This is a genomic window from Rufibacter radiotolerans (assembly GCF_001078055.1).
In the GTDB taxonomy this organism is placed as follows: Bacteria; Bacteroidota; Bacteroidia; order Cytophagales; family Hymenobacteraceae; genus Nibribacter; species Nibribacter radiotolerans.
This window is the reverse complement of sequence record NZ_CP010777.1, coordinates 1,576,260-1,601,846: the sequence shown is the minus strand read 5'-3', so window position 1 is coordinate 1,601,846 and position 25,587 is coordinate 1,576,260. Positions and strand designations below refer to the sequence as shown.

The 25,587-nt window shown below is 50.9% G+C and carries 23 protein-coding genes; 15 read left to right on the top strand and 8 right to left on the bottom strand.

Annotation, left to right across the window (positions count from 1 at the left end; all coding sequences use genetic code 11):
- Positions 1-210 precede the first annotated feature (210 nt).
- The gene (locus tag TH63_RS06670) at positions 211-1,836 is read right to left on the bottom strand and encodes a L,D-transpeptidase family protein (protein ID WP_197088648.1); all 1,626 of its coding nucleotides are present in this window, start codon (positions 1,834-1,836) and stop codon (positions 211-213) included.
- Positions 1,837-2,149: 313 nt separating this feature from the next.
- Here TH63_RS06670 and TH63_RS06665 point away from each other — a divergent pair, with 313 nt between their 5' ends.
- The gene (locus TH63_RS06665; protein WP_048920267.1) at positions 2,150-3,952 is read left to right on the top strand and encodes a M1 family metallopeptidase; all 1,803 of its coding nucleotides are present in this window, start codon (positions 2,150-2,152) and stop codon (positions 3,950-3,952) included.
- A 173-nt stretch (positions 3,953-4,125) separates the two neighbouring features.
- On the opposite strand, the gene TH63_RS06660 is transcribed toward TH63_RS06665, so the two are convergent.
- The gene (locus TH63_RS06660) at positions 4,126-4,632 is read right to left on the bottom strand and encodes a YciE/YciF ferroxidase family protein (protein WP_048920266.1); all 507 of its coding nucleotides are present in this window, start codon (positions 4,630-4,632) and stop codon (positions 4,126-4,128) included.
- Positions 4,633-4,801: 169 nt separating this feature from the next.
- Here TH63_RS06660 and TH63_RS06655 point away from each other — a divergent pair, with 169 nt between their 5' ends.
- Positions 4,802-5,689 (top strand): cyanophycinase, encoded by an 888-nt coding sequence (locus tag TH63_RS06655; RefSeq protein ID WP_048920265.1) that lies wholly within the window; start codon positions 4,802-4,804, stop codon positions 5,687-5,689.
- A 42-nt stretch (positions 5,690-5,731) separates the two neighbouring features.
- On the opposite strand, the gene TH63_RS06650 is transcribed toward TH63_RS06655, so the two are convergent.
- The gene (locus TH63_RS06650) at positions 5,732-6,667 is read right to left on the bottom strand and encodes an isoaspartyl peptidase/L-asparaginase family protein (protein WP_048920264.1); all 936 of its coding nucleotides are present in this window, start codon (positions 6,665-6,667) and stop codon (positions 5,732-5,734) included.
- 189 nt (positions 6,668-6,856) lie between these two features.
- Here TH63_RS06650 and TH63_RS06645 point away from each other — a divergent pair, with 189 nt between their 5' ends.
- From TH63_RS06645 to TH63_RS20500, 6 genes are all read left to right on the top strand, one after another.
- Positions 6,857-7,240, top strand: a complete 384-nt coding sequence (locus tag TH63_RS06645; protein WP_048920263.1) for a DUF3127 domain-containing protein — start codon at positions 6,857-6,859, stop codon at positions 7,238-7,240.
- Between the two features lie 147 nt (positions 7,241-7,387).
- Positions 7,388-8,245 carry an SDR family oxidoreductase gene (locus TH63_RS06640; RefSeq protein ID WP_048920262.1) on the top strand — a complete coding sequence of 286 codons (858 nt, stop codon included), beginning with the start codon at positions 7,388-7,390 and terminating at the stop codon, positions 8,243-8,245.
- 13 nt (positions 8,246-8,258) lie between these two features.
- Positions 8,259-8,891 carry an AlbA family DNA-binding domain-containing protein gene (locus TH63_RS06635; RefSeq protein ID WP_076606421.1) on the top strand — a complete coding sequence of 211 codons (633 nt, stop codon included), beginning with the start codon at positions 8,259-8,261 and terminating at the stop codon, positions 8,889-8,891.
- Between the two features lie 121 nt (positions 8,892-9,012).
- Positions 9,013-9,891: a 4-hydroxy-tetrahydrodipicolinate synthase gene (gene dapA, locus TH63_RS06630; RefSeq protein WP_048920261.1), complete on the top strand. Its 879-nt coding sequence runs from the start codon at positions 9,013-9,015 to the stop codon at positions 9,889-9,891.
- A 32-nt stretch (positions 9,892-9,923) separates the two neighbouring features.
- Entirely contained in the window at positions 9,924-10,397 is a 474-nt protein-coding gene (locus TH63_RS20505; protein WP_197088647.1) for an alpha/beta hydrolase, read from the top strand.
- An 18-nt stretch (positions 10,398-10,415) separates the two neighbouring features.
- Positions 10,416-10,877, top strand: a complete 462-nt coding sequence (locus tag TH63_RS20500; protein ID WP_197088646.1) for an alpha/beta fold hydrolase — start codon at positions 10,416-10,418, stop codon at positions 10,875-10,877.
- An 89-nt stretch (positions 10,878-10,966) separates the two neighbouring features.
- On the opposite strand, the gene TH63_RS06620 is transcribed toward TH63_RS20500, so the two are convergent.
- Together TH63_RS06620 and TH63_RS06615 are read right to left on the bottom strand one after the other, a co-directional pair.
- Positions 10,967-11,704: a (Fe-S)-binding protein gene (locus TH63_RS06620; RefSeq protein ID WP_048920260.1), complete on the bottom strand. Its 738-nt coding sequence runs from the start codon at positions 11,702-11,704 to the stop codon at positions 10,967-10,969.
- 4 nt (positions 11,705-11,708) lie between these two features.
- Positions 11,709-12,560 carry a hydroxymethylglutaryl-CoA lyase gene (locus TH63_RS06615; RefSeq protein ID WP_048920259.1) on the bottom strand — a complete coding sequence of 284 codons (852 nt, stop codon included), beginning with the start codon at positions 12,558-12,560 and terminating at the stop codon, positions 11,709-11,711.
- 127 nt (positions 12,561-12,687) lie between these two features.
- Between TH63_RS06615 and TH63_RS06610 the strand changes: the two genes are divergently transcribed.
- Positions 12,688-13,314 carry a DNA-3-methyladenine glycosylase family protein gene (locus TH63_RS06610; protein ID WP_053093748.1) on the top strand — a complete coding sequence of 209 codons (627 nt, stop codon included), beginning with the start codon at positions 12,688-12,690 and terminating at the stop codon, positions 13,312-13,314.
- A gap of 78 nt (positions 13,315-13,392) precedes the next feature.
- Here the strand turns inward: TH63_RS06610 and TH63_RS06605 are convergent, their stop codons facing one another.
- Positions 13,393-14,310: a DUF58 domain-containing protein gene (locus TH63_RS06605; RefSeq protein ID WP_048920258.1), complete on the bottom strand. Its 918-nt coding sequence runs from the start codon at positions 14,308-14,310 to the stop codon at positions 13,393-13,395.
- Complete coding sequence (locus tag TH63_RS06600; RefSeq protein WP_053093747.1) at positions 14,307-14,705, bottom strand: septal ring lytic transglycosylase RlpA family protein; 399 nt, start codon at positions 14,703-14,705, stop codon at positions 14,307-14,309. The genes TH63_RS06605 and TH63_RS06600 overlap by 4 nt, the downstream gene beginning before the upstream one ends.
- A gap of 129 nt (positions 14,706-14,834) precedes the next feature.
- Here TH63_RS06600 and TH63_RS06595 point away from each other — a divergent pair, with 129 nt between their 5' ends.
- From TH63_RS06595 to TH63_RS06575, 5 genes are all read left to right on the top strand, one after another.
- A complete protein-coding gene (locus TH63_RS06595) occupies positions 14,835-15,167 on the top strand; it encodes a DUF3276 family protein (protein ID WP_048922631.1) in 333 nt (110 codons plus the stop codon).
- A 416-nt stretch (positions 15,168-15,583) separates the two neighbouring features.
- The gene (locus TH63_RS06590; RefSeq protein WP_197088645.1) at positions 15,584-17,746 is read left to right on the top strand and encodes a PAS domain-containing protein; all 2,163 of its coding nucleotides are present in this window, start codon (positions 15,584-15,586) and stop codon (positions 17,744-17,746) included.
- 309 nt (positions 17,747-18,055) lie between these two features.
- On the top strand, positions 18,056-19,153 hold the full coding sequence (ychF, locus tag TH63_RS06585) for a redox-regulated ATPase YchF (RefSeq protein ID WP_048920256.1): 1,098 nt from the start codon (positions 18,056-18,058) through the stop codon (positions 19,151-19,153).
- A gap of 282 nt (positions 19,154-19,435) precedes the next feature.
- On the top strand, positions 19,436-20,929 hold the full coding sequence (locus TH63_RS06580) for an OmpA family protein (protein ID WP_048920255.1): 1,494 nt from the start codon (positions 19,436-19,438) through the stop codon (positions 20,927-20,929).
- Positions 20,930-21,015: 86 nt separating this feature from the next.
- A complete protein-coding gene (locus TH63_RS06575) occupies positions 21,016-21,534 on the top strand; it encodes a DinB family protein (RefSeq protein WP_048920254.1) in 519 nt (172 codons plus the stop codon).
- Between the two features lie 110 nt (positions 21,535-21,644).
- On the opposite strand, the gene TH63_RS06570 is transcribed toward TH63_RS06575, so the two are convergent.
- Positions 21,645-23,813, bottom strand: a complete 2,169-nt coding sequence (locus TH63_RS06570; protein WP_053093746.1) for a dipeptidyl-peptidase 3 family protein — start codon at positions 23,811-23,813, stop codon at positions 21,645-21,647.
- Positions 23,814-24,056: 243 nt separating this feature from the next.
- Between TH63_RS06570 and TH63_RS06565 the strand changes: the two genes are divergently transcribed.
- The gene (locus TH63_RS06565; RefSeq protein ID WP_048920253.1) at positions 24,057-25,547 is read left to right on the top strand and encodes a glycosyltransferase family 39 protein; all 1,491 of its coding nucleotides are present in this window, start codon (positions 24,057-24,059) and stop codon (positions 25,545-25,547) included.
- The last annotated feature ends 40 nt before the right edge of the window (positions 25,548-25,587 follow it).

Sequence of the window (25,587 nt, the reverse complement as noted above, 5' to 3'; positions counted from 1 at the left end):
ATAGAACCACCAGACTCTTCTCTTTATGCTTTGACTTTCTCTTTGCCTCTGATGCGCCTTTAAGTACCGCCCATTTTTAATATTGCACATTTACCATCCCTCCTTTTCTCGTTGAGGATTTCATAATGGAAGAGGCCCGGGTGATGCTCAAAAATTGAGCATCACCCGGGCCTCTAAAATCAATCAAACTTTTAAGGGCTGAACTAGGTTTTATCTAAAATACGCCATTTCCAAATCGCGGTCATGGTTATAGATATCATCCCTGAAATGTACTGCTCCGTTGGCATCTACCCAAGCAGTGAAATAGACAATATATACGGGCACCTTAGCGGTTAAATTAACATACTTTTCCTGCCCACCGTGCATGGCCGCATTAATGGCTGAGGAGTTCCATTGTTTCTGTTCTTTCAACAGATACTGCGCAAATTCAAAGGGCTTTTCAATTCTAATACAACCGTGACTAAACCCTCTTTCCGTTTGGTTGAATAAATGATCAGAAGGCGTGTCATGCAAATACACATTGTGCTCATTTGGGAAAATGAATTTCACGAAACCTAAGGGGTTCTTTTTACCGGGGCGTTGTCTCACCCTAATCTTAGATTCCTCATTAACTGAGTACCAGTCAACGGAAGAGGTAGGTAAAACCTCCACCTTGTCGTTCCCTAAATCTTTGACCACTTCCATGTCATTTTGGGCCAGGTAATTCGGGTTTTGGGCCTGAGAAGGAGCAATTTCCTCGGTTAGAATCTGAGGTGTGATATTCCAGTAAGGGTAGAAAACAATGTACTCCAGCTTATCACTGAACACCGGAGTAGCATTCATTTCCTTGCCTACTACCACCTTCATGCTCATTATTTCCTTTTCTTTTTCCATGACATGCATCATGTACTCCGGTATATTAATAAGCACGTACTTGTCTTCAAAACGCTTAGGTACCCAGCGCCACCGCTCCATATTAATGATGATCTGGTCAATTCTTTCCTCTACGGGTACGTTCATTTTCTTCAGGGTCTCCCCTCCTACCACGCCGTCAGGCTTCAGGCCGTGCCGTATCTGGAAGTTTTTCACCTCGGCGGCCAATCTCTCATCATAAACGGGGCTGGTGGAACCCGGAGCGTTTTTTCCTAGAATACGGGCTCTTAGCGCCAATACCACCTGAGAGGAATCTCCCGGTTTCAGGGGCTTTTGCACGTTTTCAATTTTAGGCCATCCACCTTGTTGCTTGGCCTGGCGGTATTGCTTCAGAGCTTCCCGTAACCGGATGTAGCCCGGGTGAAGGGCCTCAAACTCATAATAAGGGTAGCGGCTGTCGCGCTCCTTCAAAATGGTCTGCAAAGCCTTATGCAGCTTTATTTTGTTTCTTTTCACCTCCCACTCAATATTATCAAGGCTGCGGGGGTCAACGGTTCCTTTGTAAAAGTCTGAGGCGTAGTTAAAATAAGAAGCGGTAAGGGTCACGTCCAGTTCTTCCTGCAGTTTGTGGCGGGTAGAATCATTCTTGGCCGTTTCCAATTTCTGGAACATGGCTTTCAAATCTTTTTTAGCGTAGTCATTGGGGTTAAGGCCTTCCTGGTGAGCCTTGCTGATCACTTCCACAAGTTTGTGGGCCTGAGGTACCAGGGCGCCGTCTTTAAACCAGGCGAAGCGGTATTGGCGCTCCCGGTAAAAAAGCTTCATGAGGTCCAGGTGTTTTTTATACTCGGGATCCCTTTTGGTGAACTGTACCACGTACACACTATCCGTCTGCTGTGGAAACTGCTTAGCGGCAGCCTCTGCCACTTTGGCTTTCTGCTTGTCGCCGGACTTGGTGCAGGAAGAGAGCACCAGAAACGTCATAAAAAAAAGCAATAAGGTAAAAAGAGCTTTATTTGATTTCATAGAGGTTGTTCCTATCATTGAGATGTGGTACTTATACTAATACCGGGTATAAAAAGTTAGACTTACATTTTTTACCCTTAAATAGGATAAAAAAAATAATAGCGGGTTTGAATATAAAATCACATCAATACAGAAACTTCCAGACGCATGGTTTCTTAGAAAGGTGGTTGTCTATATATAGAATCAATATTTAACTTGTAAACCAGCTTTGTCTTTCTTTGTTTATAGAAGTAAGGCAGAAATTGTACCAAAGCTTTAAAACTGATCTAAAATGGATAATTTTAACATGCCTCTTTCCCCTTCTTCTAAGGATGTCCACAGCTTTGCCCACCCTGCAGAGGCGCGGTTGCACCACGTGGACTGGGACCTGAAGGTTGATTTTGATAGTAAAAAAATTACAGGCTGGGGGATTTACCACCTTACCCATGAAAATGCCCCTGAGGTTATCTTTGACACCCACCACCTGCACATTACCAGCGTCACCCTGCCCGGCTCTGAGGCGAAACTTGCCTTCTCCTTTACTCAGGAGAAACCGTTTCTGGGCCAGGGCCTCCGCATTCAACTTCCTGCCGGAGCTGACCAGGTAAAAATAGTCTTTGAAACTACCCCAGCCTCTGCAGCGCTACAGTGGCTTGAGCCGGAACAGACGGCTGGCAAGCATCATCCCTTCCTTTTCACCCAGAGCCAGGCCATTCTGGCCCGCACCTGGTTGCCCTGCCAGGACAGCCCCAGCGTAAGATTTACGTACACGGCCCGCGTACAGGTCCCGGCGCACCTCCTGCCGCTCATGAGCGCCGAAAACCCGCAGCAGAAGAATGACCAAGGTGTCTACCTGTTTAAGATGGAGCAACCTATCCCCTCTTATCTGCTGTCTTTGGCGGTGGGCGACCTGATATTTGCCCCGGTAGGCGAACGCTGCGGGGTTTATGCCGAGCCTTCTACCCTGGAGGCTGCTACCTATGAGTTTGCTGACACCGAGAAGATGCTGTTGGCGGCAGAGCAATTGTACGGGCCCTACCTCTGGGGCCGCTATGACCTATTGGTGTTGCCACCCAGCTTCCCGTTTGGCGGCATGGAGAACCCCCGGCTTACATTTGCCACCCCAACCATTATTGCCGGAGACCGCTCCCTTACCAGCCTGGTGGCCCATGAACTGGCACACTCCTGGTCGGGGAACCTGGTCACCAACGCTACCTGGAATGATTTCTGGCTGAACGAAGGCTTCACGGTGTATTTTGAGCGCCGGATCATGGAGGCCCTCTACGGCCATGACTACGCAGAGATGCTCCACACCCTGGGGTACCAGGACCTGCTCAATACTCTGGAGGAACTCAAAGACAAACCCCAGGACACCTGCCTGAAACTCAACCTTGAAAACCGCAACCCCGACGATGGCATGAATGACATAGCCTATGAGAAAGGGAATTACTTTTTGCGGCACCTGGAGCGGCTGGTGGGGCGTGAGCGGTTTGATGCCTTTGTGAACCTTTACTTCAGCACCTTCCGGTTTAAATCTATGGACACGGCCAGTTTTGAGAAGTTTCTGGAAAAAGAGCTCATAAACGGAGATGAGGCCCTGCCCCAAAAGGTGAACGCCCACGCCTGGATCTATGAGCCCGGGCTTCCGGCCGGCACCCCTGTATCTGAGGCTACCCTGTTCCAGAAGACCAGGCAGGAATTGAAGGCCTGGCAAGCGGGCACCCCTGCCAAAAACCTGAACACCAGCGGCTGGAGCACCCATGAATGGCTCTTCTTCCTGAGCAACCTCCCTAAGGACCTTTCACTGGCGCAACTACAGGAACTGGACCAGGCTTTTGGCTTTACGTCCTCTGGCAATGCAGAAATCCAAGCAGAATGGTTTCAGCACGCCATCCGCCACCAATACCAAGCCGCTTATGGGGCCCTGGAGGCTTTCCTGCTGCGCGTAGGGCGCCGGAAATTCATTTTGCCCCTGTACAAAGCCCTCCTGAAAACCGAGCCCGGCGCCAGGCTGGCCCGGGAAATTTACCAGAAGGCCCGCCGCAATTACCACACCGTCTCCACGGCCAGCCTTGACCCCTTGCTTCAGGTCTGAGCCAAAAAAGCAGAAGCCCGTCAGGTTATACCGCCAGACGGGCTTCTTTTTTTATCTTAGCCGCAGTTTCTCCAGGTTATTTGTTCAGCAGAAACAGTTGGCGGTTTAGGCCTCTTTTGGCTAAAACAGGCTCAAAACGCCAATCTTTTTACGCTGGGGAAATAACGGCGTGTTTACCTTTTTATTCTATGGTTTTCTGCCTCCATGTTCACAGAGGTCTCGGCAATAAAGGTCAGCTTTTCATCAGCTTTCTTTTCTTCGCTTAAGATTTCCTGAAGCAGGTTCAGGACGTCTTTGTGGCCCAGGAACTTGGCATAAGTACAGGCGGTGCCATACCCGGCAATCTCATAATGCTCCAGACGCTGGGCGCAGGCTATGATGCCGGCATCCATTACCTCTGGGTCTGCCTCATGCCTCATAAAGTCTTTGGCTTCTTTGATAATCCCTTCCATGGCCATACATTTTTCGCCGTGGCCGTTCACGCCCAGTATCTGGAAACACTGCTCCAGGCGCTTCACCTGGTTCTGGGTTTCCATCATGTGCTCTTGCATGGCGGTGGCCAGGTTAGGATTAGAAACCCGCTCCATCATCTCAGGCATGGCTTTTATGGCTTGTTGTTCTGCATTGTAGAGGTCGCGCATTTGATGGATAAACAGGTCATTCAAGGATGTTAATCTCATAGCTTTTATCTTTAAGTTGACAATCAGACATATACCTTTTCTATACGACTTGAAATGGGGCTAGTTCATGGCATTTGCCAGAACTTAGTTGCACCGCCGCCTCCTTCTTTTTGGACCACCGCCCTAGCTTACGCCGTATAAGCAACATTCATATTAAGCAAGATCCTCTATGACCGTATTTGAGCAGGCTCCTAAGGGCATTCTCATCGCCGTGGGCGGAAACGAAGACAAAGGCACGTACCCTATCCGGAAAAAGAAGTACGGCCTTAATTTCTTTGAATTGGGCATTCTACGGCGAATCATTGATGAAATGGGCGGCCAGCAGGCCAGAATAGAGGTCATCACCTCCGCGTCTATGATTCCCGAGGAAATTGGGGCGCTGTACCTGAATGCCTTTCAGGTGCTGGGCTGCCAGCAGGTTAATATCCTGGACATTAGGGAAGAGGAAGAGGCGCAGTTACCAGAGAACCTGGACCGCCTCAGGAAGGCCAGCGGGGTCATGTTCACCGGCGGTGACCAATCCCGCCTCTTCCGGATCTTTTCGGGCACGTCCTTTCACCAGATCTTGCAGGACCGCTACCAGTACGAAGATAATTTTGTGATTGCCGGAACCAGCGCCGGGGCCATGGCCATGTCTGACGTCATGATAAAAGGAGGTAGCAGCCCCCGCTCCTTACTGAAAAACTCCGTGAAGCTGGACCGGGGCCTGGCCTTCCAGAAAAACGTCATCTTTGACTCACATTTTGTAAAGAGAGGGCGCTTTGGCCGATTGATGGAAGCGGTGGCCACCCACCCGTTTAAAATTGGGATTGGCCTGGGGGAAGACACCGGCGTTCTGATCAGGCAGGGTAACGTGATTGAGACCATTGGCTCCAACCTGGTGATTGTGGTAGACGGGCACCATATCAAACACAACAACACCCCCTACGCAGAGCCCGGCACGCCCCTCTCCATTGAAAACCTGAAAGTACACGTGTTGGCCTTCGGGAACCACTTTGACATTAAGGAGCGGAAGTTCTGCCCAGGAAAAGTAATTACCTCTTTAAAAGAAAAGTAAGTCGTTTTGGGCCTGTTTTCCTAAAAACAGGCCCAAAACGGGTTAGTCCTTATATATGGCCACCACCGGTGCCTGGCCCTGCACCCAAGCCGCCCGGTACATGCCTTCTGAGTTGAAGGGCATGGCCACTTCGCCGTTCCTGGCTACGGCCACCAGGCCACCCTCGCCTCCCTGTTCCTTCAGCTTTCCATTCACTACCAAAGAAGACGCGTCTGCCAGCGAGAGGCCTTTGTACTCCATGAGGCAGGAAATATCATAGGCCACAACGTTCCGGATAAAGTACTCGCCGTGGCCGGTGCAGGAAATGGCGCAGGTGCGGTTGTTGGCGTAGGTGCCGGCCCCTATGATGGGCGTGTCGCCGATGCGGTTGTAGTTTTTGTTGGTCATGCCGCCCGTAGAGGTAGCCGCAGCCAGATTGCCTGCCTTGTCACGGGCTACGGCCCCCACCGTCCCGAATTTCTTGTCATGGGAATGGTCCAGCCTGAACACGTCAGAGTCCCGGAGCTGCTGCCATTGCTCAAAGCGTTGGTGGGTATTGAAATAGTCATCTGGTTCAAAGGCCAGGCCCTGCTTGCGGGCAAACTCCTCGGCGCCCGGGTAACTCAGAAACACGTGGTCTGAATGGTACAGAATGTGGCTGGCCAGCAGGATGGGGTTGCGCACGTTCCGGACGCCTGTGACCGCCCCTGCCTCCAGGTTGATCCCGCACATGATGGCGGCATCCATTTCATGTTTACCATGTTTGTTGAACACGGCGCCCCGCCCGGCATTGAACAAGGGGTTATCTTCCAGCACCACCACCGCGGTCTCTACGGCTGCCAGGGCGCTGCCTCCACCGTTCAGGATCTCATAGCCTGCCGTAAGCGCCTGCTGCAGCGCCGCCCGGTATTCCTGGTCCATTTGCGGGGTGAGCATGGCCCGGGTAATGGTGCCTGCCCCACCGTGCAGGGCCAATGAAAAATGTTCTGCTGTCTCCATATATTCCTTAGGTAATTTCCTGGGCAAAGGCAAGGTTTCTCTTCTGAAAGTTCCTATAAAAACCTAGTCCCTTCTGCCCTTAGCTTTTCTGAAACGTTGATAAATTTAAGTGCCTAAAGGGGAATCTTAACCTCCTATTCTTTGTATATTTGTAGAGTTTACTTTACTAATCTATTAAAATTATCACCTATGTCTTTTGATGTACAGGGAAGATTGCACGAAATCTTTGACGAAACCCAAGTGAGCGAAAAATTCAAGAAACGTGAATTTGTGCTGGAGATTCCAGACGGCTCGTATACGCAATACGCCAAGTTTCAGCTTACCCAAGACAAGTGCGGTATTCTTGACAACTATAAAACAGGCGATGAAGTAAAGGTGGCCTTTAACCTGAGCGGCAAGCCGTTCACCAAAAACGGCACCACTATGTATTTCACTAACCTGCAGGCCTGGAGAGTAGAGCATGCTACTGCCGGCGCGGCGCAGCCTCAGGCCGGTGGCGGTTCTTATGCCCAGGCTCCCGTGAAGTCCAGCTCCTTCATCAGCGATGACATGGACAACGACCTTCCTTTCTAAGGAGTTAAAACCCATACACTTTATTGGAATGCGGCTCCTACAAGGGCCGCATTTTTTTATGCCGTGCAAGCTTGTTGTAATTTAGACACCAAAAAACCAGAATTTCCGTAGTCCCTCTTATCTGCTCTCTTTAGGGCCCTGCACACCATGAACAAACCACCTCAAAACAAAGTAATTGTGATCACCGGCGCCAGCTCCGGCATAGGCAAAGCCACCGCCGAGGCCCTGGCCCAGGAGGGCATGCAGGTGGTGTTGATCTGCAGAAACGAAGCCAAAGGCAAAAAGGCTTTAGAAGACATTAAGAGAAAAGTACCCGGCGCCAACCTTTCCCTGCACCTGGCCGACCTTTCCTCTATGCAGGAGGTCAGAAAGCTGGCATCTGAGCTGCAGGAAGCCTTTCCGGTGATAGACGTGCTCATTAACAATGCGGGCCTGATACCCGGCCACCTGGAGCTTTCTGAGGAAGGCTATGAAATTGGCTGGGCCACCAACCACCTGGCTCCTTTCCTGCTCACCAATTTATTGATAGACCAGTTGCTGGCCGCCGAGCAGGGCCGGGTGATCAACGTGACCTCAGAGGCGCACCGCCTGGGCCAGATTGACTTTTCCCATGCCGGCCTGCCCGAACAGTACAGCGCCCTCACCTCTTATGCCGATTCTAAGCTGGCCAACGTGTTTTTCACCTATGAGTTGGCCCGCCGCACCGAGTTCACTAACCTCACGGTGAATTGCCTGCACCCCGGCGTCGTAGCCTCTAACTTTGGGCAAAACAGCAATTTCTTTATCCGGAACTTCTTCCGGCTGGGCAGGCTGTTCATGAAATCTCCGGCCGCGGGGGCCCAGGGGTCCGTTCACCTGGCTACCTCGCCGTACGTCTCTAAATTGAGCGGGAAATACTTTAAAGGCAAGCAACTGTCCAATTCTTCCAAAGACTCTCAGAACGCCCATGTTGCCCGCCGCCTCTGGGATATCAGTGCAGAGCAAACCGGCTTTGAGCTCTCCTAACTTTCCTGCTGCCATGCACGGTATCCATGACCTGACGTTGCTCATCCTCCAGGGGGAAGGCGAAACCCTGGAGTTCAAGAAAACCATAACCCGCCCAGACCGTATTGCCCGCACCCTGGTCTCCTTCGCCAATACCCGCGGCGGCCAGATTCTGGTGGGCGTGCAGGACGACGGCTCTGTTTGCGGCATAGACCCCGACGAGGAGATCTACTCTCTGGACATGGCCGCTAATTTTTACTGTGACCCGCCGGTAAAACTTTTCTACAAAGAGGTAGACATGGACGAAGGCACGGTCCTGAAAGTGATTATCCCGGAAAGCGCCACCAAACCTCACCTGGCCAAGGTAAAGGAGAATGACTGGCGCGGCTACATTAGGGTGCAGGATGAAAGCGTGCAAACCAGCCGCCTGGTGGAGAAATCCCTTACCCTGGAACCTATTCCTGAGGAAGTTGAAGAGAAGGAAGATTACCAACAGGCCCGCCTGCTGGAACTGCTTAAGAAACACCGCCGCCTCACCATCAAACAAGTCATGAGCCTGGCCAACCTGTCCAGAAGGCGGGCGCACCGGCTGCTAGTGGACCTGGTGCTGCAGGGGCGCATACGGCTGCATGACAAGGAAAAGGAGCCTTTCTTTACCTTAAGCTAAATGGTGCCGATTATAGCGTAGGCTAACCAAGAGGTTATTCTGGAACAAGCGTTCGTAATTCACCTGATTAATTGCTGCTATTCTATATCTTTGACCAAGAAATCTCAACAAACCTATAGACATGCAAGCATTAAGAGGAACAGGTGTGGCCTTGGTGACTCCCTTCAACGCCGATCTTTCCATAGACATAGAGGCCTTCGGCCGATTGATTGACTTTACCCTGGACAATGGGGTGGACTACCTGGTGGTGAACGGCACTACCGGCGAATCTGTGACCACTACGCCCGATGAGCGGTCCACCCTGTTGGCTTTTGCCAAAGAGCGCATAGCGGGCCGCAAACCACTGGTGTACGGCCTGGGCAGCAATGACACCCAATATGTGCTGGACCTAATAAAGAAGCTGGATTTTACGGGCATAGACGCCATCCTTTCGGTGTGCCCTTACTATAATAAGCCGTCGCAGGAAGGGGTTTTCCTGCACTACACCGCCATTGCCGACGCCTGCCCCGTGCCCGTGATTCTGTATAACGTGCCCGGCAGAACCGGCATTAACATGACCGCGGCCACTACCCTGCGGCTGGCGCAGCACCCCAACATCATTGGCACCAAAGACGCCAGCGCGAATATGGAGCAATACATGGCCATTCTGGACGAAAGACCCGATGGCTTCCTGGTGATCAGTGGTGATGACATGCATACCGTGCCTTTGATCTCTGTGGGCGGTGACGGTATTATCTCGGTGCTGGCCAATGCGTTCCCGGCGCGGTTCAGCAAAATGACCCGCCTGGCCCTGGAGGGAAACTTCAAGGAAGCCGCGCCTTTGCAACGGTCCTTCGGGAGGATCAACCCGCTTATGTATGAAGAGGCCAACCCGGTGGGCTTGAAAGTGGCCCTGGAACAGGTGGGCATCTGTGACTCCTACGTGCGTTTGCCTTTGGCGCCTGCCTCTGCCAGCCTGGTGGAGCGCGTGAAAGAAGCCGCCGCTCCCCTCTTGGCATAAGGTGCATTTATAAGCCATTTTCCTGAAAACAGATGAAAACCAAACTTTTGTGGCTGACCCTATGCTGCCTTCTGCTTACTCAGTCCTTACGGGCACAGACCTCCACAGCGGGTGATCCCACCGAACTGGTCACCGAAAAAGGGAACCTAAAAGGGACTTTGCTTTCACCAGCGGGCGCCAAAAAGATGCCGGTGGTGCTGCTTATTTCTGGGTCCGGTCCCACCGACCGGGACGGCAACAACCCGGCCATGAAAAACAACAGCCTGAAAATGGTAGCCGAGGGATTACAGGCCCAGGGCATTGCCTCTCTGCGCTATGACAAACGCGGCATAGCCGAAAGCAAAGCGGCCGGCATTTCTGAGGCAGACCTTCGGTTTGACCAATATGCACAGGACGCCACCGCCTGGGCGCAGAAACTCAAGCAAGACAAACGGTTAAGTAAAGTGATAATTTTGGGCCACAGTGAAGGTTCTCTGATAGGTATGATCGCGGCCCGGGAGGCCTAAGCCGACGGGTTCATCTCCGTGGCCGGGGCTGGCCAGTCGGCGGACAAAGTGATCCGGCAGCAGTTGGCCCCGCAGCCCCAGATGGTGAAAGACATGGCGTTCCCGGTGCTGGACCAGTTGGTACTGGGCCAAACCGTGACCGATGTGAACCCTATGCTGGCCGCTTTATTTAGGCCCAGCGTGCAACCTTACCTTATTTCCTGGTTTAAGCTGGACCCGCAGGTAGAAATTAAAAAGCTTACCCAGCCGGTCATACTAGTGCAAGGAACGCAAGACCTGCAGGTAAGCACCAATGAAGCCCAACTCCTGGCGGCGGCGCAACCAAAGGCCCGCCTGCTGGAAGTGAAAGGCATGAACCACGTTCTGAAAGAAACCACCGCAGACCGTAGCAACAACCTGGCGGCGTACAGCAATCCTACCCTTCCCCTGGCCCCTGCCTTACTTCCGGCCTTGGTGACCTTAGTGAAAACAATTAAGTAAATCATAAAAAAAGAGGGGTCCGTTTTAAGCCTGTTTTCAGAAAAACAGGCTTAAAACGGACCCCTCTTTTTTTTGGAAAGGGTAAACGCCTACCAGCCGCTAGTGAGCAGGTCGGCTATGTGCAGGGTCTTAATGGGTTTGTTGTTCTTTTTGCTGTAGGCGTCCAGGTGCATGAGGCAGCTGGTGTCGGTGGAGACAATGTACTCGGCGCCGGTGCTCAGGGCATTTTCTACCTTTTGTTCGGCCATGGCCACGGAGATGGCATCAAATTTGGCCGCGAAGGTGCCCCCAAAGCCACAGCAGGTCTCCGTGTCGCGCATTTCTACCAGTTCCAGGCCTTCTACCATTTCCAGCAGCTTGCGCGGGCCTTCCTTGATGCCGCATTCGCGCAGGGCACTGCAGGAATCATGGTAGGTTACTTTGGCGTTGAGTTTGGCCCCCGGAATGTGGGTCACCTGCAGCACATCCGTCAGGAACTCTGTCAATTCCAGGACCTTGCGCTCCATGGTGCGGTAGCGCGTGAAGTTGGAGGAGGTCACGAAGATGTTGGCGTAGGCGTTCCGGATCATGCCCACGCAGGACGCCGAGGGTGCCACGATGTAGTCACTGTCTTCGTTGGCGAAATCTTCCAGGAACTTGTCGGCCACATCACGGCACTCCTTCTGGAAGCCGGCGTTGTAGGCGGGTTGCCCGCAACAGGTCTGGTTGGTGTTGTAGCGCACCTGGCAGCCAAGGGCCTCCAGGAGTTTGACCATGTTCCAGGCCGTCTGCGGGAACATCTGGTCAATGAAACAGGGAATGAATATATCTACTACCGGTTGTGGCATAGGGTTAGAGCGAATGGAAAACCTGAGACGCCAAAGCCATGGCCCGGGAAAACGCCTCGTTATCTAGGCCTAAAGGTACGCCTTTCTCTTGGAAATAGGACAGCATTTTCTCGGTGGGCATGTTGCCTACCAGCTCGTCTTTAGCCATGGGGCACCCGCCGTACCCCAGGAGTGCGCCGTCCATTCGCCTGCATCCGCTTGTATAGGCAGCCTCCACTTTCTCGCGCCAGGTGTTGGGATTGGTGTGCAGGTGAGCGCCGAACTCCATGTGCGGGAAAGCGGGAATAAGCTCTGAGAAAAGCCCCGTAATGGTAGCGGGCGTAGACACGCCAATGGTATCTGACAAGGAGATGATGGTCACCCCTAGCGCATCCAGCTTCTGGGTCATCTCGCCGGCAAGGGCAGGTTCCCAGGGCTCGCCATAAGGATTCCCGAAACCCATGGATAGGTACAGCACCAGCTCTTTGCCTGCCTTGACGCAGAGCTCCTGCATCTGTGCCACCTCTTCCAAGGCTTGCGCAATGGTCTTGTTGGTGTTGCGCATCTGAAACACCTCAGACAAAGACAAAGGAAAGCCCAGGTACCGGATCTGCTCAAACGAAGCCGCTTGTTCCGCTCCCCGTACGTTGGCCACTATGGCCAGCAATTTGGTCTTAGAAACCGTGGTATCTAACTGCGCCAAGACCTGGGCGGTATCACGCATCTGCGGAATGGCCTTTGGGGAGACAAATGACCCAAAATCCAGTGAGTCAAACCCCACCTGCAGCAAGGCCTGTAAGTAAGTTACTTTGAGGTCAGTGGGCACAAAGTCGGCCATTCCTTGCATGGCATCGCGGGGACATTCAATAATTTTCATCCAGTAACAATAGAAGGAAACATGATTACGTGAAGGTAGGTATCTTTAGCACTTGATACATGGCCTGTAGTCAATTTTAAACCGGGCCTTTTGTCGTCTCTGTTGCTTACGCCAAACCACCCGACCTATGACCCCAATACATGCCGCCTTATTTTCAAAAGACCCGCTCCTGCAGCAGTTAGTGGAAAAGATTGGCCCCTTACCGGAAACCTCCGTCCCCAAACCTATTTACGAGGCGCTACTCAGCTCCATTATTTCGCAGCAGCTGTCAGTGAAGGCGGCGGCCACCATCAAGAAACGTTTCTTTGGCTTGTTCCCGGACCAGTACCCCGATCCTTCCTTGGTGCTTTCCCTCCCCACAGACCAAATGCGGGCGGTAGGGTTGTCTGGCCAGAAAACGGGCTACATCCAGAGCGTGGCTACCCACAAAGCGGAAGGACACCTGGAAGACCAGGAATTGGCCCACCTACCGGATGAGGAACTGCTGGCCCGTCTGGTACAGATTAAAGGCGTAGGCCGCTGGACCGCTGAAATGATTCTGATGTTTGCCCTGCACCGCCCCGATGTGATGCCAGTAGATGACCTGGGCATTTACAATGCCATGAAACGCCTGTACCAATTTGAGGAACCGCACAAAGCCGCCAAATCCATTATGCTTTCCCTCTCAGAAGCCTGGCGACCAAACCGTACGCTGGCCTGCCGGTACCTATGGCATTCGCTGGATAATATGCCGGTAGGGAGTTCTGAGTCTTGAGTTTAAGATTCAGGAACATTAGATGGGTGAACTCAAACGCTGTTTTAGGCCTGTATTCTGGAAAACGGCTCTAAAACGCTAACGCATCTTCTGGCGCTTGACCAGGTAAGACTGCAGCACTTTCTCTATGGGGTCGCGCAGGTCTACAGAGACCAGGTCTATGCGGTACTGGCCGCAGCGCAGCTTCAGCTCGGTCTTGAATTGCTGCATGGCCTTCACGTAAGCTTCCCTTATCTCGGCGGGCTGTACTTTAATCTTTTCGCCGTTTTCCAGACCGGTAAACAGAAAAGGCTTGTCTGGGAAGTTAAAGTCTTCTTCGGTTTCACCGTGGGTGAAGTGGAAGAGCAGCACTTCATGTTGCTGGTGGCGCAGGTGCTGCAGGGCCAGAAAGATCTCATCCAGCTGCTCATACTGGCTTAAAAGGTCACTGAACAAAATGACCAGAGACCGCTTAGGCAATTGCTGGGCAATGTGGTGCAGCATGTCGGCCACCTTGGTTTCCTTTTGCGGGGGCGCCGGTTTCTGTAATTGCTGCTGCAGGGCCAGTAACAGCGTATGCAGGTGCGCGCCCGTAGACCGGATAGGCGTTTGCAGCTCAATCTGGTCTGAAAAGGTAGTAAGGCCCACGGCATCGCGTTGGCGTTGGAGCAGGGTGGCCAGGGCGGCGGCGCTGAGGACCGCGTAGGCCAGCTTACCGTAGTTGTGGGTAGGATAATACATAGAACCCGAGACATCCAGCAGCAGTTGGCACCGGAGGTTGGTTTCCTCCTCGTAGCGCTTCACAAAAAGCTTGTCTGTGCGGGCGAAGACTTTCCAGTCTATATGGCGCGTGCTCTCGCCGCTGTTATAGAGGCGGTGCTCTGAGAACTCAACCGAGAAACCGTGGTAAGGCGACTTGTGCAAGCCCGTAATGAACCCTTCTACCAGGCGCTTGGCCAGGAACTCCAGGTTCTGGAGGTGCCGGATGCTGTCTAAGTCCACGGGTAGTCTGCTCATACGTCTTCGTTTGCCTTCTTCTGCAGCGCCAGGGCGGTTTCTTTGTCAATTCTGGAGATTTTCACGTTGCCCATGCCCGCGCCCACTATACCCAATTGATAGGCCGCTTTCTTAGATAGGTCAATCACGAAACGGGATTTACGGCTCATGCGGTCATTAATGCGCACCACCACGCTCTTGCCATTCTTTAAGTTGCGTACCTGCACATAGCTGTGGAGCGGTAAGGTGGCGTGCGCGGCGGTCATGGCCTCAGGGTCATACCGTTCGCCGCTGGTGGTCTTTTTGCCTACAAAGGTATGGGCGTAAAACGTGGCTTTCCCTTGTTTAATAGGCGTTTCAGCAAAATTAAAGAGAGGCAGAAAGCAGAAGAAAAGTAAGAATAGCTTTTTTAGCATGTAGGTTTGTCCTTTACGAACATTAGTACATTCGAATTTAACTATTAAAAATGATCTTAAAAATTTTTAGATATGAATCTGTTGCTTTAAATTGGCTACTTCAAATAAATAAGGAACCTTCAAGTTATGGTGGAAGAGAACAACGACAAAGCAGAAATCTACTCGCAGAGAGTACGGGCAGGAAAGCGCACCTATTTCTTTGATGTGAAGTCAACCCGGTCCAATGACTACTACCTCACCATCACGGAGAGCAAACGTAAGTTCAAGGATGACAACTATTCTTATGAAAAGCACAAGATTTTCCTGTACAAAGAAGATTTCGCCAAGTTCATGGAAGCGTTGCAGGATACCGTTAACCATGTAAAAGGTGAATTATTGTCTGAAGAGGCATTAGCAGAACTGGACCGTCTGGAACACGCAGACACAGAAGCTGCCGTGGATGAAGAACTGAAGTGGGAATAACCTCCCTCCTGCTTTTCTCCTTAAGCTCATGCCTCGCGTGAGCTTTTTTTATGCCCGGTGGTTTGGGGCTGTTTCAGGAAAAACACCTTCTATTCACCCTATCTAAGGAGACCGTACCACCGGCTTTTAAATAACCTGATTCTTCCCTTAAAAGTCAATTGGTACTTACCCTTTAATTTTGCCTTTTATGTGGACAAATTCATTCCTACTTTAGTTTGATTAGCTGCTTTACAAAAAGGCTCCTTCCATTATATCTACCAGAACAACCTCCTCCTCCTGCAATGAAAGGTTCCAGTCTATAGGGCTAGACCAAATACAGCAAAGCTGGCATCAATTTCCCTTAACTGCTTATATTCCAGCAAATTACTACAGAATATTGTTATCGCTATTTTTATAGGTGCGTAAATGTGAAGGTATTGGCTCTTTCTGCAGGTACCATGTTCAATAGCTCTACTTTCGACTCTGACGCCCTTATGCACCCTTTGATAAAAAGGCGTCTGGTGCTGTTCTCGCAGGTATGCTGTATTTTTGTCATCATAGCCGCACATTTGGTATTAGTAGGTTGGGCGTATGACATTGAAGCTCTTAAAGGACTGAGCACCAGCCTGGTAGCTATGAATCCATTGACTGCCATTTGCTTTATATTGGCTGGCATCAGTTTGTGGCTGCAACGCAACCCTGCTCCAAAGTATTTGGTTACCAGCAGAATACTGGCAGGAATAGTGGCTGTAATTGGGTTCGCAAAACTGCTATCCCTTTTTGGGGATTTCGATTTTATACTTGACCGGCTTTTCTTTGCCAGCCAACTCCAGGAACCAGAAAGGTTACTCCCTAACCGCATGGCACCCAATACCGCATTCTGTTTTCTTTTGGCTGGCTTTTCGCTTCTGCTAATTGATTTGGAGGTTGGTATCCGGAAAAGGCCGGCCCAATACCTGTGCATTGCCATAACCCTTGTTTCCCTGCTTTCTATTTATGGGTATGTGTTTGGGGTAAAATACCTTATAGGCATTTCTGCCTATATTCCTATGGCAGCGACAACCGCTGTGGTTTTTCTGTTTTTATCGGTGGGCATTTTATTTTCACGCCCAGACAAAGGTAGTATGTTAATCATCTTTGGAAGCGAAGAAACCGGAGAAGCGCTTTTTTCAAGGTTGTTCGCCATCATTTTCCCATTGATGATAGGCTGGCTAAAGCTACGGGGCGAAAAGGCTGGTTATTTCAGTAAGGAGTTTGGAACGGCCTTGTTTGGGATTTCAACCTATGCATTCTCCATGTTCCTGCTTGGCAGAAATGCGCTACAAAAATACCGCAACCGAAAACTGAGGCTCCTTTCTCTTCAACTGCTGCAAGAAGATGCCAAAAAACTGCAGTCTATCCTGGACAATACGGCCACCCCAATTTATATCAAAGATTTAGAGGGCAGGTATAATCAGGTAAACAAACGCTTTGAGCAGGCTTTTAAAGTAAAATCAGAAGAAATAAAAGGCAAAACCGAATACGATGTCTTCCCAAAGACCATAGCCCAGGGAATTTCCGCCACAGACAAAGAGGTACTTGAAAAAGATGCGACCAGGTACCTAGAAGAAGTGTTTGAACTGGAAGGGGTGCAACGCACTTTCCTTACGGTGAAATTTACACTCAAAGACACAGAAGGCGTTATCTACGGGCTTTGCAGTATTTCCACTGACATCACCGATCGCAAATTAATGGAGGTGCTTCTGCGCAATGATGAGCGACGGCTAAACGCTATTCTCTCTGGCTTGGGTGAGGGCGTTGTGGTGGTAGATACTAGTGGCAAGTTCATTTTCTTCAATGAAATTGCGGAGGATATTCTAGGCTTAGGTAAGACTGATACCGCTATTTCTGACTGGTCAAAAACCTATGGAACATTCTTCCCAGATGGGAAAACATATTATCCACCTGAAGAATTACCGCTGGCGAAAGGATTGAAGGGAGAGTCTTTGGATAATGTGGAGATATTTATCAGAAATGAGAATATTCCTGATGGCAGAGCCATTAAAGTGACGGGACGGCCGGTGTATAATGACAAAAATGAGATCATTGCAAGTGTAGTGGTTTGCCGGGACATTACTTATGAAAAACAACTAGAGCAACTCATACAGGAAAACGAAGGCCGGTTAACAGCAGTCATTTCTACCATTGGCGAAGGCATTATTGTAGCCGATAAGAATGGCCAGTTTGTGCTTTTCAATAACAAAGCGGAAGAAATACTGGGGATGAATCTAAAAGAAATGTCAGCTGCTTCTTGGTCAAACCAATACAAGATCTTTTTACCAGATGGCCTTACCCAATACCCGGCAGAGGAGCTTCCGTTGGCCCAGGCGCTAAAGGGCAAAACCACAAATCAAGTGGAGCTGTGCATACGGCATGAAATGTTTCCGAAAGGAAAATCCATCAGCGTTTCTGGCAGGCCCATTTTAGGCGACAAAAACCAGGTCGTTGCTGGTATAGTAGATTTCAGAGATGTGACAAAGATAAGGCACCTAGAGCATACCCTGGAAGAAATAAAACAAAAATACCGCGAGTTGATCTGCCAAAGCCACCAAAGAAAGTGAGCAAATGCACTTGATTCCACATCGTTTCCAGATGCTCGTTCTTCTTAGGGTGAAAAGATAGAGGCAGGTCAAGGAAGTTTGAAAGGTATCCATTTCTTATCTACCGTAGAAGCCGTTTTCCATTTTCCGCACCTTTTCCCTAAAACAGGCCCAAAACACAAATACCTATTTTAGCCTTCCCCACTCCTATCCCACTTATAGGTATAGTCCCCTAAGGATTACGTATATTTGCACCCGCTTCCAAAAAACAAGTAATACCCTTGCCAGAAGCGCTTACTTCAACCTTGAAATTAGACCAACCTTATATTTATGGGACTTCGTTGTGGAATAGTGGGTTTACCAAACGTAGGTAAATCTACGCTGTTCAATGCCTTGTCAAATGCCAAAGCAGAATCTGCCAATTATCCTTTCTGTACCATTGAGCCCAATGTGGGCGTGATCACGGTGCCAGATGAGCGCCTGAAAGTGCTGGAAGATCTGGTGCACCCAGAGCGCGTATTGCCAACCGTTATGGAGTTTGTAGACATTGCCGGCCTGGTGAAAGGCGCCAGCAAAGGCGAAGGCTTAGGCAACAAGTTCCTGGCCAACATCAGGGAAGTAGATGCCATCATTCACGTGATTCGGTGCTTTGATGACCCTAACATTGTGCACGTGGCCGGCGGCGTAGACCCCGTTTTTGACAAAGACGTAATTGACACCGAGCTTCAGCTGAAAGACCTGGAGTCTATTGACAAGAAGATCTCTAAAGTAGAGCGCACCGCCAAATCTGGTGACGCCAACGCCAAAAAAGAATTCGCCTCGTTGCAACGCTTCAAAGACCACCTGGAAAGCGGCAAGAATGCCCGCTCCCTGGAGGTGTCTGAGGAAGACCTACAGTCAGTGGAGGACCTGCAGTTGCTTACCATTAAGCCCGTGATCTACGTGGCCAACGTAGATGAAGAATCTATCTTGACCGGCAACAAGTTCCTGGATGCGTTAAAGGACCACGTGAAAGACGAGAAAGCCGAAGTGGTGGTCATCTCCGCGGCCATTGAAGAGCAGATCGCAGATTTCACGGAGCCTGAAGAGAAAGAAATGTTTCTGGGCGAATACGGCCTGAAAGAGTCTGGCCTCAACCAATTGATCAGAGCCTCCTATGCCCTGCTGGACCTGGTGACCTATTTCACCGCCGGCGTAAAAGAAGTACGCGCCTGGACGATCAGGAAAGGCTGGAAAGCTCCGCAGGCCGCCGGCGTGATCCACACAGATTTTGAGAAAGGCTTCATTAGAGCAGAGGTGATCAAACTCAAGGATTACATAGAGTACAAGACCGAGAACAAGATCAAGGAAGCCGGTAAAATGGCCCTGGAAGGCAAAGAATACGTGGTGCAGGATGGAGATATAATGCACTTTCGATTCAACGTGTAAGGCCCGTACGCAATACAGGCATAAAAAAAGGAGAGCAAAATGCTCTCCTTTTTTTATGCCTAGCCGGTAATAGGATTATTTTTAATAAGATCTCGGCAATGGCGCCAAACCACCAATTTCAATGCTTATACAGATTGAATATTTATAACTTTTAGTAAAATTAACCAACTCATTTAGTGCATCTTAACCAATAATAGAATTTCTTTTTATTGCGAAAAGGCAACATTTTATTCTAAAACCTGTAAATATGTGCAGAATACTATATTTCAACTCTTTAAAACTATGAAAAAAACCTTACTAAAAGCTTCTGTAATCAGCGCTATGATGCTGTCTATGGTAGCCCCAACAGAATCTAATGCCCAGTCAGCTGACCGGCCTTGGGGACTTTCGATCTACGCGAACGCCATCCAAGCTAGAACCAACATGCGGAACGACATCTGGGACATGAGCAACTCTACCTGGGGCGGAGGTTTGGGAATCAATAGATACATCTCGCCTTCCTTTGACGCTACGCTGCAACTCAACTACTTCAACATGAAGCAGGAGTCTAACACGGTTACGTATAACGTGACAGGTTTTGGACCAGGCAGATTTGATGATGAAGTAGGAACCGCCAACTTCGGTCTTAAACTGAAACTGAACAACGGAAAGATCCTCAGCGAGACTTCCTTCCTGCAGCCTTACCTGATTGCTGGTTTGGGCGCTCACTACGCTAGCGTAGAGGCCTACCTGCCGGTAGCCAGACCAGGCGGAACCAATACGTTCAAGTATGATGAAGGCCAACTGCGCCTTAACTACATGGGCGGTGCCGGTATTGGCTTCAAAATCTCAGACGGTCTTAGCTTATTCGCTCAGACTACCTTAAACTATCCAACCACTAACTTATTAGACGGGGTTTCTAACCCTAACTCAGATGAGTTAATGGACCGTTACCTGCAACACCAGTTTGGCGTTTCTTTTGGCTTAGGTAAAGCCAAAGACACAGACGGAGACGGTGTTTCTGACAGAAGAGACAAATGCCCAGACACCCCAGCCGGTGTTCAGGTTGACAAAGAAGGTTGCCCACTTGACGGTGACAAAGACGGCGTAGCCGACTACTTAGACAAATGCCCTACTGAAGCCGGAACTGCTGCCCTTGAAGGCTGCCCTGACAAAGACGGTGACGGTATCCGTGACTCAGAAGATGAGTGCCCAGATGTAGCCGGAACTGCCGCTACCAGAGGTTGCCCAGATGCTGACGGTGACGGTGTTGCTGACAAAAACGACACTTGCCCAGGTACTCCAGCCGGAACCCGCGTTGATGCCAATGGTTGCCCAGTGGTTCTTGACAAAGACGGTGATGGCGTGAACGATGACGTTGACCGTTGCCCAGATGTTGCCGGTTCTGCCGCTAACATGGGTTGCCCAGCCCTTGATGTGGAAGACAGCACTTACATGGCCCGTGTTCCTAAAATTGAGTTCGAGTTCAACAGAGCGGTACTGAAGAAAACTTCTTACACCACTCTGGACAGAATCGCTACCATGTTGGGTAAATATCCGCACTACAACCTGCGTATCTCTGGCCACGCTGACCACATTGGTTCAAATGAGTACAACCAGGAGCTGTCTGTACGTAGAGCTGAATCTGCCAAGTCTTACTTCACCAACACCAAAGGCATTGCCTCTGACCGTGTGATCACTGAAGGATTTGGCGAAGAGCGTCCAATCGCTCCTAACACCACTAACTCCGGACGCGCTAAAAACCGTCGTGCTGAGTTCCGTCTCTTCATCCAGTAACGGATTAAGAAAGGATTGAAATACTAAAAATGCCCGGCCACTTGGTCGGGCATTTTTACGTTTAGGCAAATTTGAAACCAACGTCCATGGATAAAGAAAAGAAACCAGAGGTCTGGCTTAGAGGCCCTTTGCCAGACATACCGGCCCTATTGCAACCCGTGGCCCATGCCCTGCTGCAGGCCCGCGAAGAGATACAGATCCTCCTGCAGGATTTCCCGGAGCACCTGCTCTGGAAACAGCCCGCCGACCTGGCCTCGGTAGGCTTTCACCTCCAACACCTGGAAGGCGTGCTGGAGCGCCTGTTCACCTACGCCCGCGGCGAAACCCTGTCAAAAGAAGCCCTGGCCTACCTGCAGTCCGAAGGGTCTGGCCCGGGGCATACGGTCATTGGCCTGGTAAAAGCCTTTGAAGAACAGGTAGACAAGGCCCTGGCCCAATTGAAAGCCACTAATCCCGATAAACTTACCCATTTCAGGGGCGTAGGCCGGGCACAGCTTCCGTCTACGGTGCTGGGGCTCCTCTTCCATGCCGCCGAACATACCCAACGCCACGTGGGCCAACTGCTGGTGACCGCCCGCATTTTGCAGGCAGATGTCTTGAAGTAAGGCCTAAGCTTTCATTTAAACAGAACGGCCCCAAAACAGAAAAGCCCGGCGCATGTGGCGGGCTTTTCTGTTTTGGGGCCGTTTTCTCAAAAACAGGCCTAAAACGCAATTTAGTTGTAATGCGGCAGCAGGTTGTATACGGTGCCATACTCCAGCATCTGCTGCGTGAAGTTATCTGGGTACACCAGCAGCACGTCTACAATCTTCCCGTCCTTTACCACCGGGCTCAGCTTAGGCTGAATAAAGCCGCTGTAGGGGGCAATTTTCAGGGTAGCGTAGCGCTGAAGCACTTCCTGGTGCAGGGCTTTGTCTACTTTCACGCCGTAGGTCTCTACCAGGTTCTTGGCGGCAGCCAAGTCGCCTTCAGAGGTAATGCGCTGGGTCTCGCGCAGCAACTGCCCAAACAAGGCGCGCAGCTTCTGGTAATCATTGATCTTAAAGTAGGTCTTGCCGTTTTTGGTCACCTTCTCAATCACGTTGTCTTTCTTGCCTTTCTCAAAGGCCCAGGCGGCAATCATCTGGCGGTTACGCATGTGGTCTTCCTCAATCACCTCGCCCGGCGCAATGCGCGACAGCTGGGTTATAAGCCCTCCCCGTATGTAGCCATCGTACTCGGCTTTTCCTACCTCCAGGTTCGGCATCACGCCTATCTCTACCAGCTTGGGGTCCATCACGTAATACAGGGCCACCAGATCGGCGCGGCCTTCCTCTATGGTGCTGGCGTAGTTCTTGAGCGTCTGCTTTGGTGTGCCCACGCCCGGGTTGATCTGGCCAGAGGCGTGGCCAATTACCTCGTGCATATCGGTGTGCAGGTCGCTGGCCAGGGAGCTATATTTCTTGGAACGCTCAATTTCCTCGGGGCTGAAGGCAAACTCGGTGAGGGTGCTTCCGCCGGTGTTGGCCGACTCATTGTAGGCGTGCACAATATTGCCAAGGTTCACCGATTTGGAGCCATGCTCTTTTCTGATCCAGTTGGCGTTGGGCAGGTTAATACCAATTGGCGTGGCCGGAGCGGCATCGCCACCTTCCACTACCGTGGTAATCACCTTAGCCGTAATGCCTACCACGTTCTTTTTCTTGTGGGTAGCCAGCAGCGGCGAGTTGTCCTCAAACCACTGGGCTTGGTCGCCAATGGCCTTTATGCGCTTGGTGGCCTCATCATCCCTAAACGACACCACCGACTCATACGACGCCTTGATCCCGATGGGATCATCATATACCTCAATGAACCCGTTCACCACGTCAATCTTGGAGTCCACGTCTTTCACCCAGGCAATGTTGTATTCGTCAAACACCTTCAGGTCGCCGGTGCGGTAGAACTGCACCAGTTTCTGGAGGGCCAGCTTCTGCTTTTCGTTCTCGGCTACGGTCACGGCTTTCTCCAGCCAGAAAACAATGCGCTGGATGGCGGGTCCGTACATGCCGTCTGCCTTCCAGACTTTCTCCACCAGCTGCCCGTTCTCTTTTACCACCTTGGAGTTCAAACCATGGGACACCGGCCGGGTTTTGTCAGCGTCTGTTTTCTTGGCGTAAAATGCCTCAACCTCTTTTTGGGTCACGCCTTCATAGAAGTTCACGGCAGAGGTTTTGATCAGGTCTTCGCCGGCGGCTTTATTGGTTTGCTTGGGGGCAATGGTAGGGTCAAAAAGGATAGGCGTGATCCATTTGATAAACGCATCTCTGGTTTCCCCGGCTTTTAAAGGCAATTGGGACGAAGGTATTTTGGTGATGGAGGCAGCCAGGAACTCCTTGCTGAAATCGGGCATGATCTTGTTGGCCGAGTAGTGGTGGTGGATACCGTTGGAGAACCACACGCGCTTGGTGTACTCCATGAACTTTTCCCAGTCCGGGGAGGTAGAGCGGTCGCGCTTGTTCTGCACAATGGCGTCCAGTGTTCTTCTTATGCGCAGGTTATGCTTGAAGTTCTGGTCATAGATGATGTCACGGCCCGAGAGGGCGGCTTCATACAGGTAATAGAGCAGTTCTTTCTGCTGGGCGGAAAGGTTCTCAAAGCCCGGCACGCGGTAGCGAAGAACCCTGATATCGGCGAACTGCTCGGTGACGTAGTTAAAGCCTTTGTCGTCATCCAGCACCTGAGGCGGCGAAACCTGCTCTGCCGTTACAAAAGTGGGGCTGTTGACCACGGATTCTTTGGCGCCCGCGGTGGTGGCCGAAGCTGCCGTTGCTTCTGCGGGGGCCGTCGTCGCTTTTTTAGCGCAGCCACCAGCCAGCAAGGAAGCCAATAAAAACGCCGAGGCGGCGATTGGTGCTTTTCTCATAGGTACAGGTGTTAAGATTACTTAAAACTAAGCAATTTGCCACAAGCCGCAAAAACCAAACCATTCCTCTTCTTGGTAGGCTTTTGCTGTTTTAGAGCCGTTTTGCCAAAAACAGGCCCAAAACGGAAAGCTACCTTAAAAGTCCGCGCGAGGCTAAAATGCAACATGCCGGAAAAACCGTCGGAAAGAAATACCTTTAAGCGGTAAAGTAGTACTGCAGGAGCTTTTCTCAATTTTCATCCCATGCCCTTCCGTCCAGATTTCATCCTGCAAAACCGTTGGCTTCCGCTGGGCGTTTTGTTGGGCTTGCTGCTTGTTTACGGTCTGTTCCCAACCCATAATTCTACCTCAGACGCCTATGACTATGCCGCCTGCGTGCGGTGGCGCGTAGATCTTTGGCAGCCTCACCACCTGCTGTATAACATTACCGGCTTAGGCATTTTTACCTTGGGGCAAAAGACAGGGCTCTCTATACAACCCCTGGAATTGCTTAAGCTCCTGAACGCCTTATTTGCCGGGGCTAGCCTCTGGGTTTTATGGCGGATTCTGGCGCTTCTGCAGCAACCGCTAGCTGCCCAGGCCGCTTTGCTGTTACTGGCTGGGGCCAGCCTGGGCCCAATGCGCTACGCCACCGAAAACGAAACCTATATTCTCCCCATCTTCTTTTCCCTGGCCGGCACTTACTATTGGGTGCGCTACCACCTGCAAGGAAAGAGCAAAGATATTTTATGGAGCAGTTTCTGGGCCGCCTTCGCATGCCTGTTCCATCAGATCCATATCTTCTGGTGGCTAGGTTTGCTGTTGTATTTCATCGTGACCAAACCCCGCCCCTGGGCGAAGGTGGGCTGGTATCTTTTACCGGCCCTGGTGGTACCTTTGGGTTACGGAATAGCGCTCTCCCTCCTCCACATCCCTTTCTCCCAGGCCCACCGGTTTGTCTTTTTAGATTTCTTTAAAGGTGAGGTAGAAACAACCATTACCTTCAAGAACTTCCTGCTCACTGGCATCTCCTTTATGAGAACTTTCCTTGAGGTACATGGCCGGCAATTGTTTCTGCTGGAAAAAAATCTACTTTACATATTACCTGCACTAGGGTCATTAGTACTGCTTTTCTTTTTTGGCAGAAAGCTAGGGGTCATTTGGAGGAACGGTAGGCTTGTTCACCCAAGGGTCTTGAAAACCTTGAGCCTGATCCTGTTCTTGCAGGTGCTCTTTGCCTGGTTTGCCGTGGGCAATGCCGAGTTTATGGTGATGGTGCCTTTTCTGGTGGCGCTAATGGCCGGATGTTTCAGGTTTCCTCAGCCGCAGGTACTTTTCTTGCCGGGCATGGCGCTTTTCCTTTGGAACATGAGTTACGCGGTACTACCCAATTTCTATTTTACCTACTCCAACCACGCCTGCGTGCAGGATTTTGCTTCTCGGCAGCCCCAAGCCACGCTTTTGCTGCAGGACAAGAATGCTTTTGACGCCTACCTTTTTTACCAGACTGGCCAGTACCACCCCAGAGCGTTTGAAACAGAGGCCTCTCCCCATGTTCTACAGGCGGCTATTGCGCAGGCGCGCATGGACAAAAGGCCAGTCGTGACAGATTACTCCCAGGCGCCTGCCGTAATTTCCCGGGCCTGGCTTTTAAGGAAGGGAACGGCAGACGGTTTTTTCCGGAACTACCAATTTGAAAGACTAAGCTCCTGCCCCACGTTCTACGGAGACCAAGGCTTATACCTTTTAAAGTAGAAAAGCCTTTTGGGTAGAATGTTACATCCACCCAAAAGGC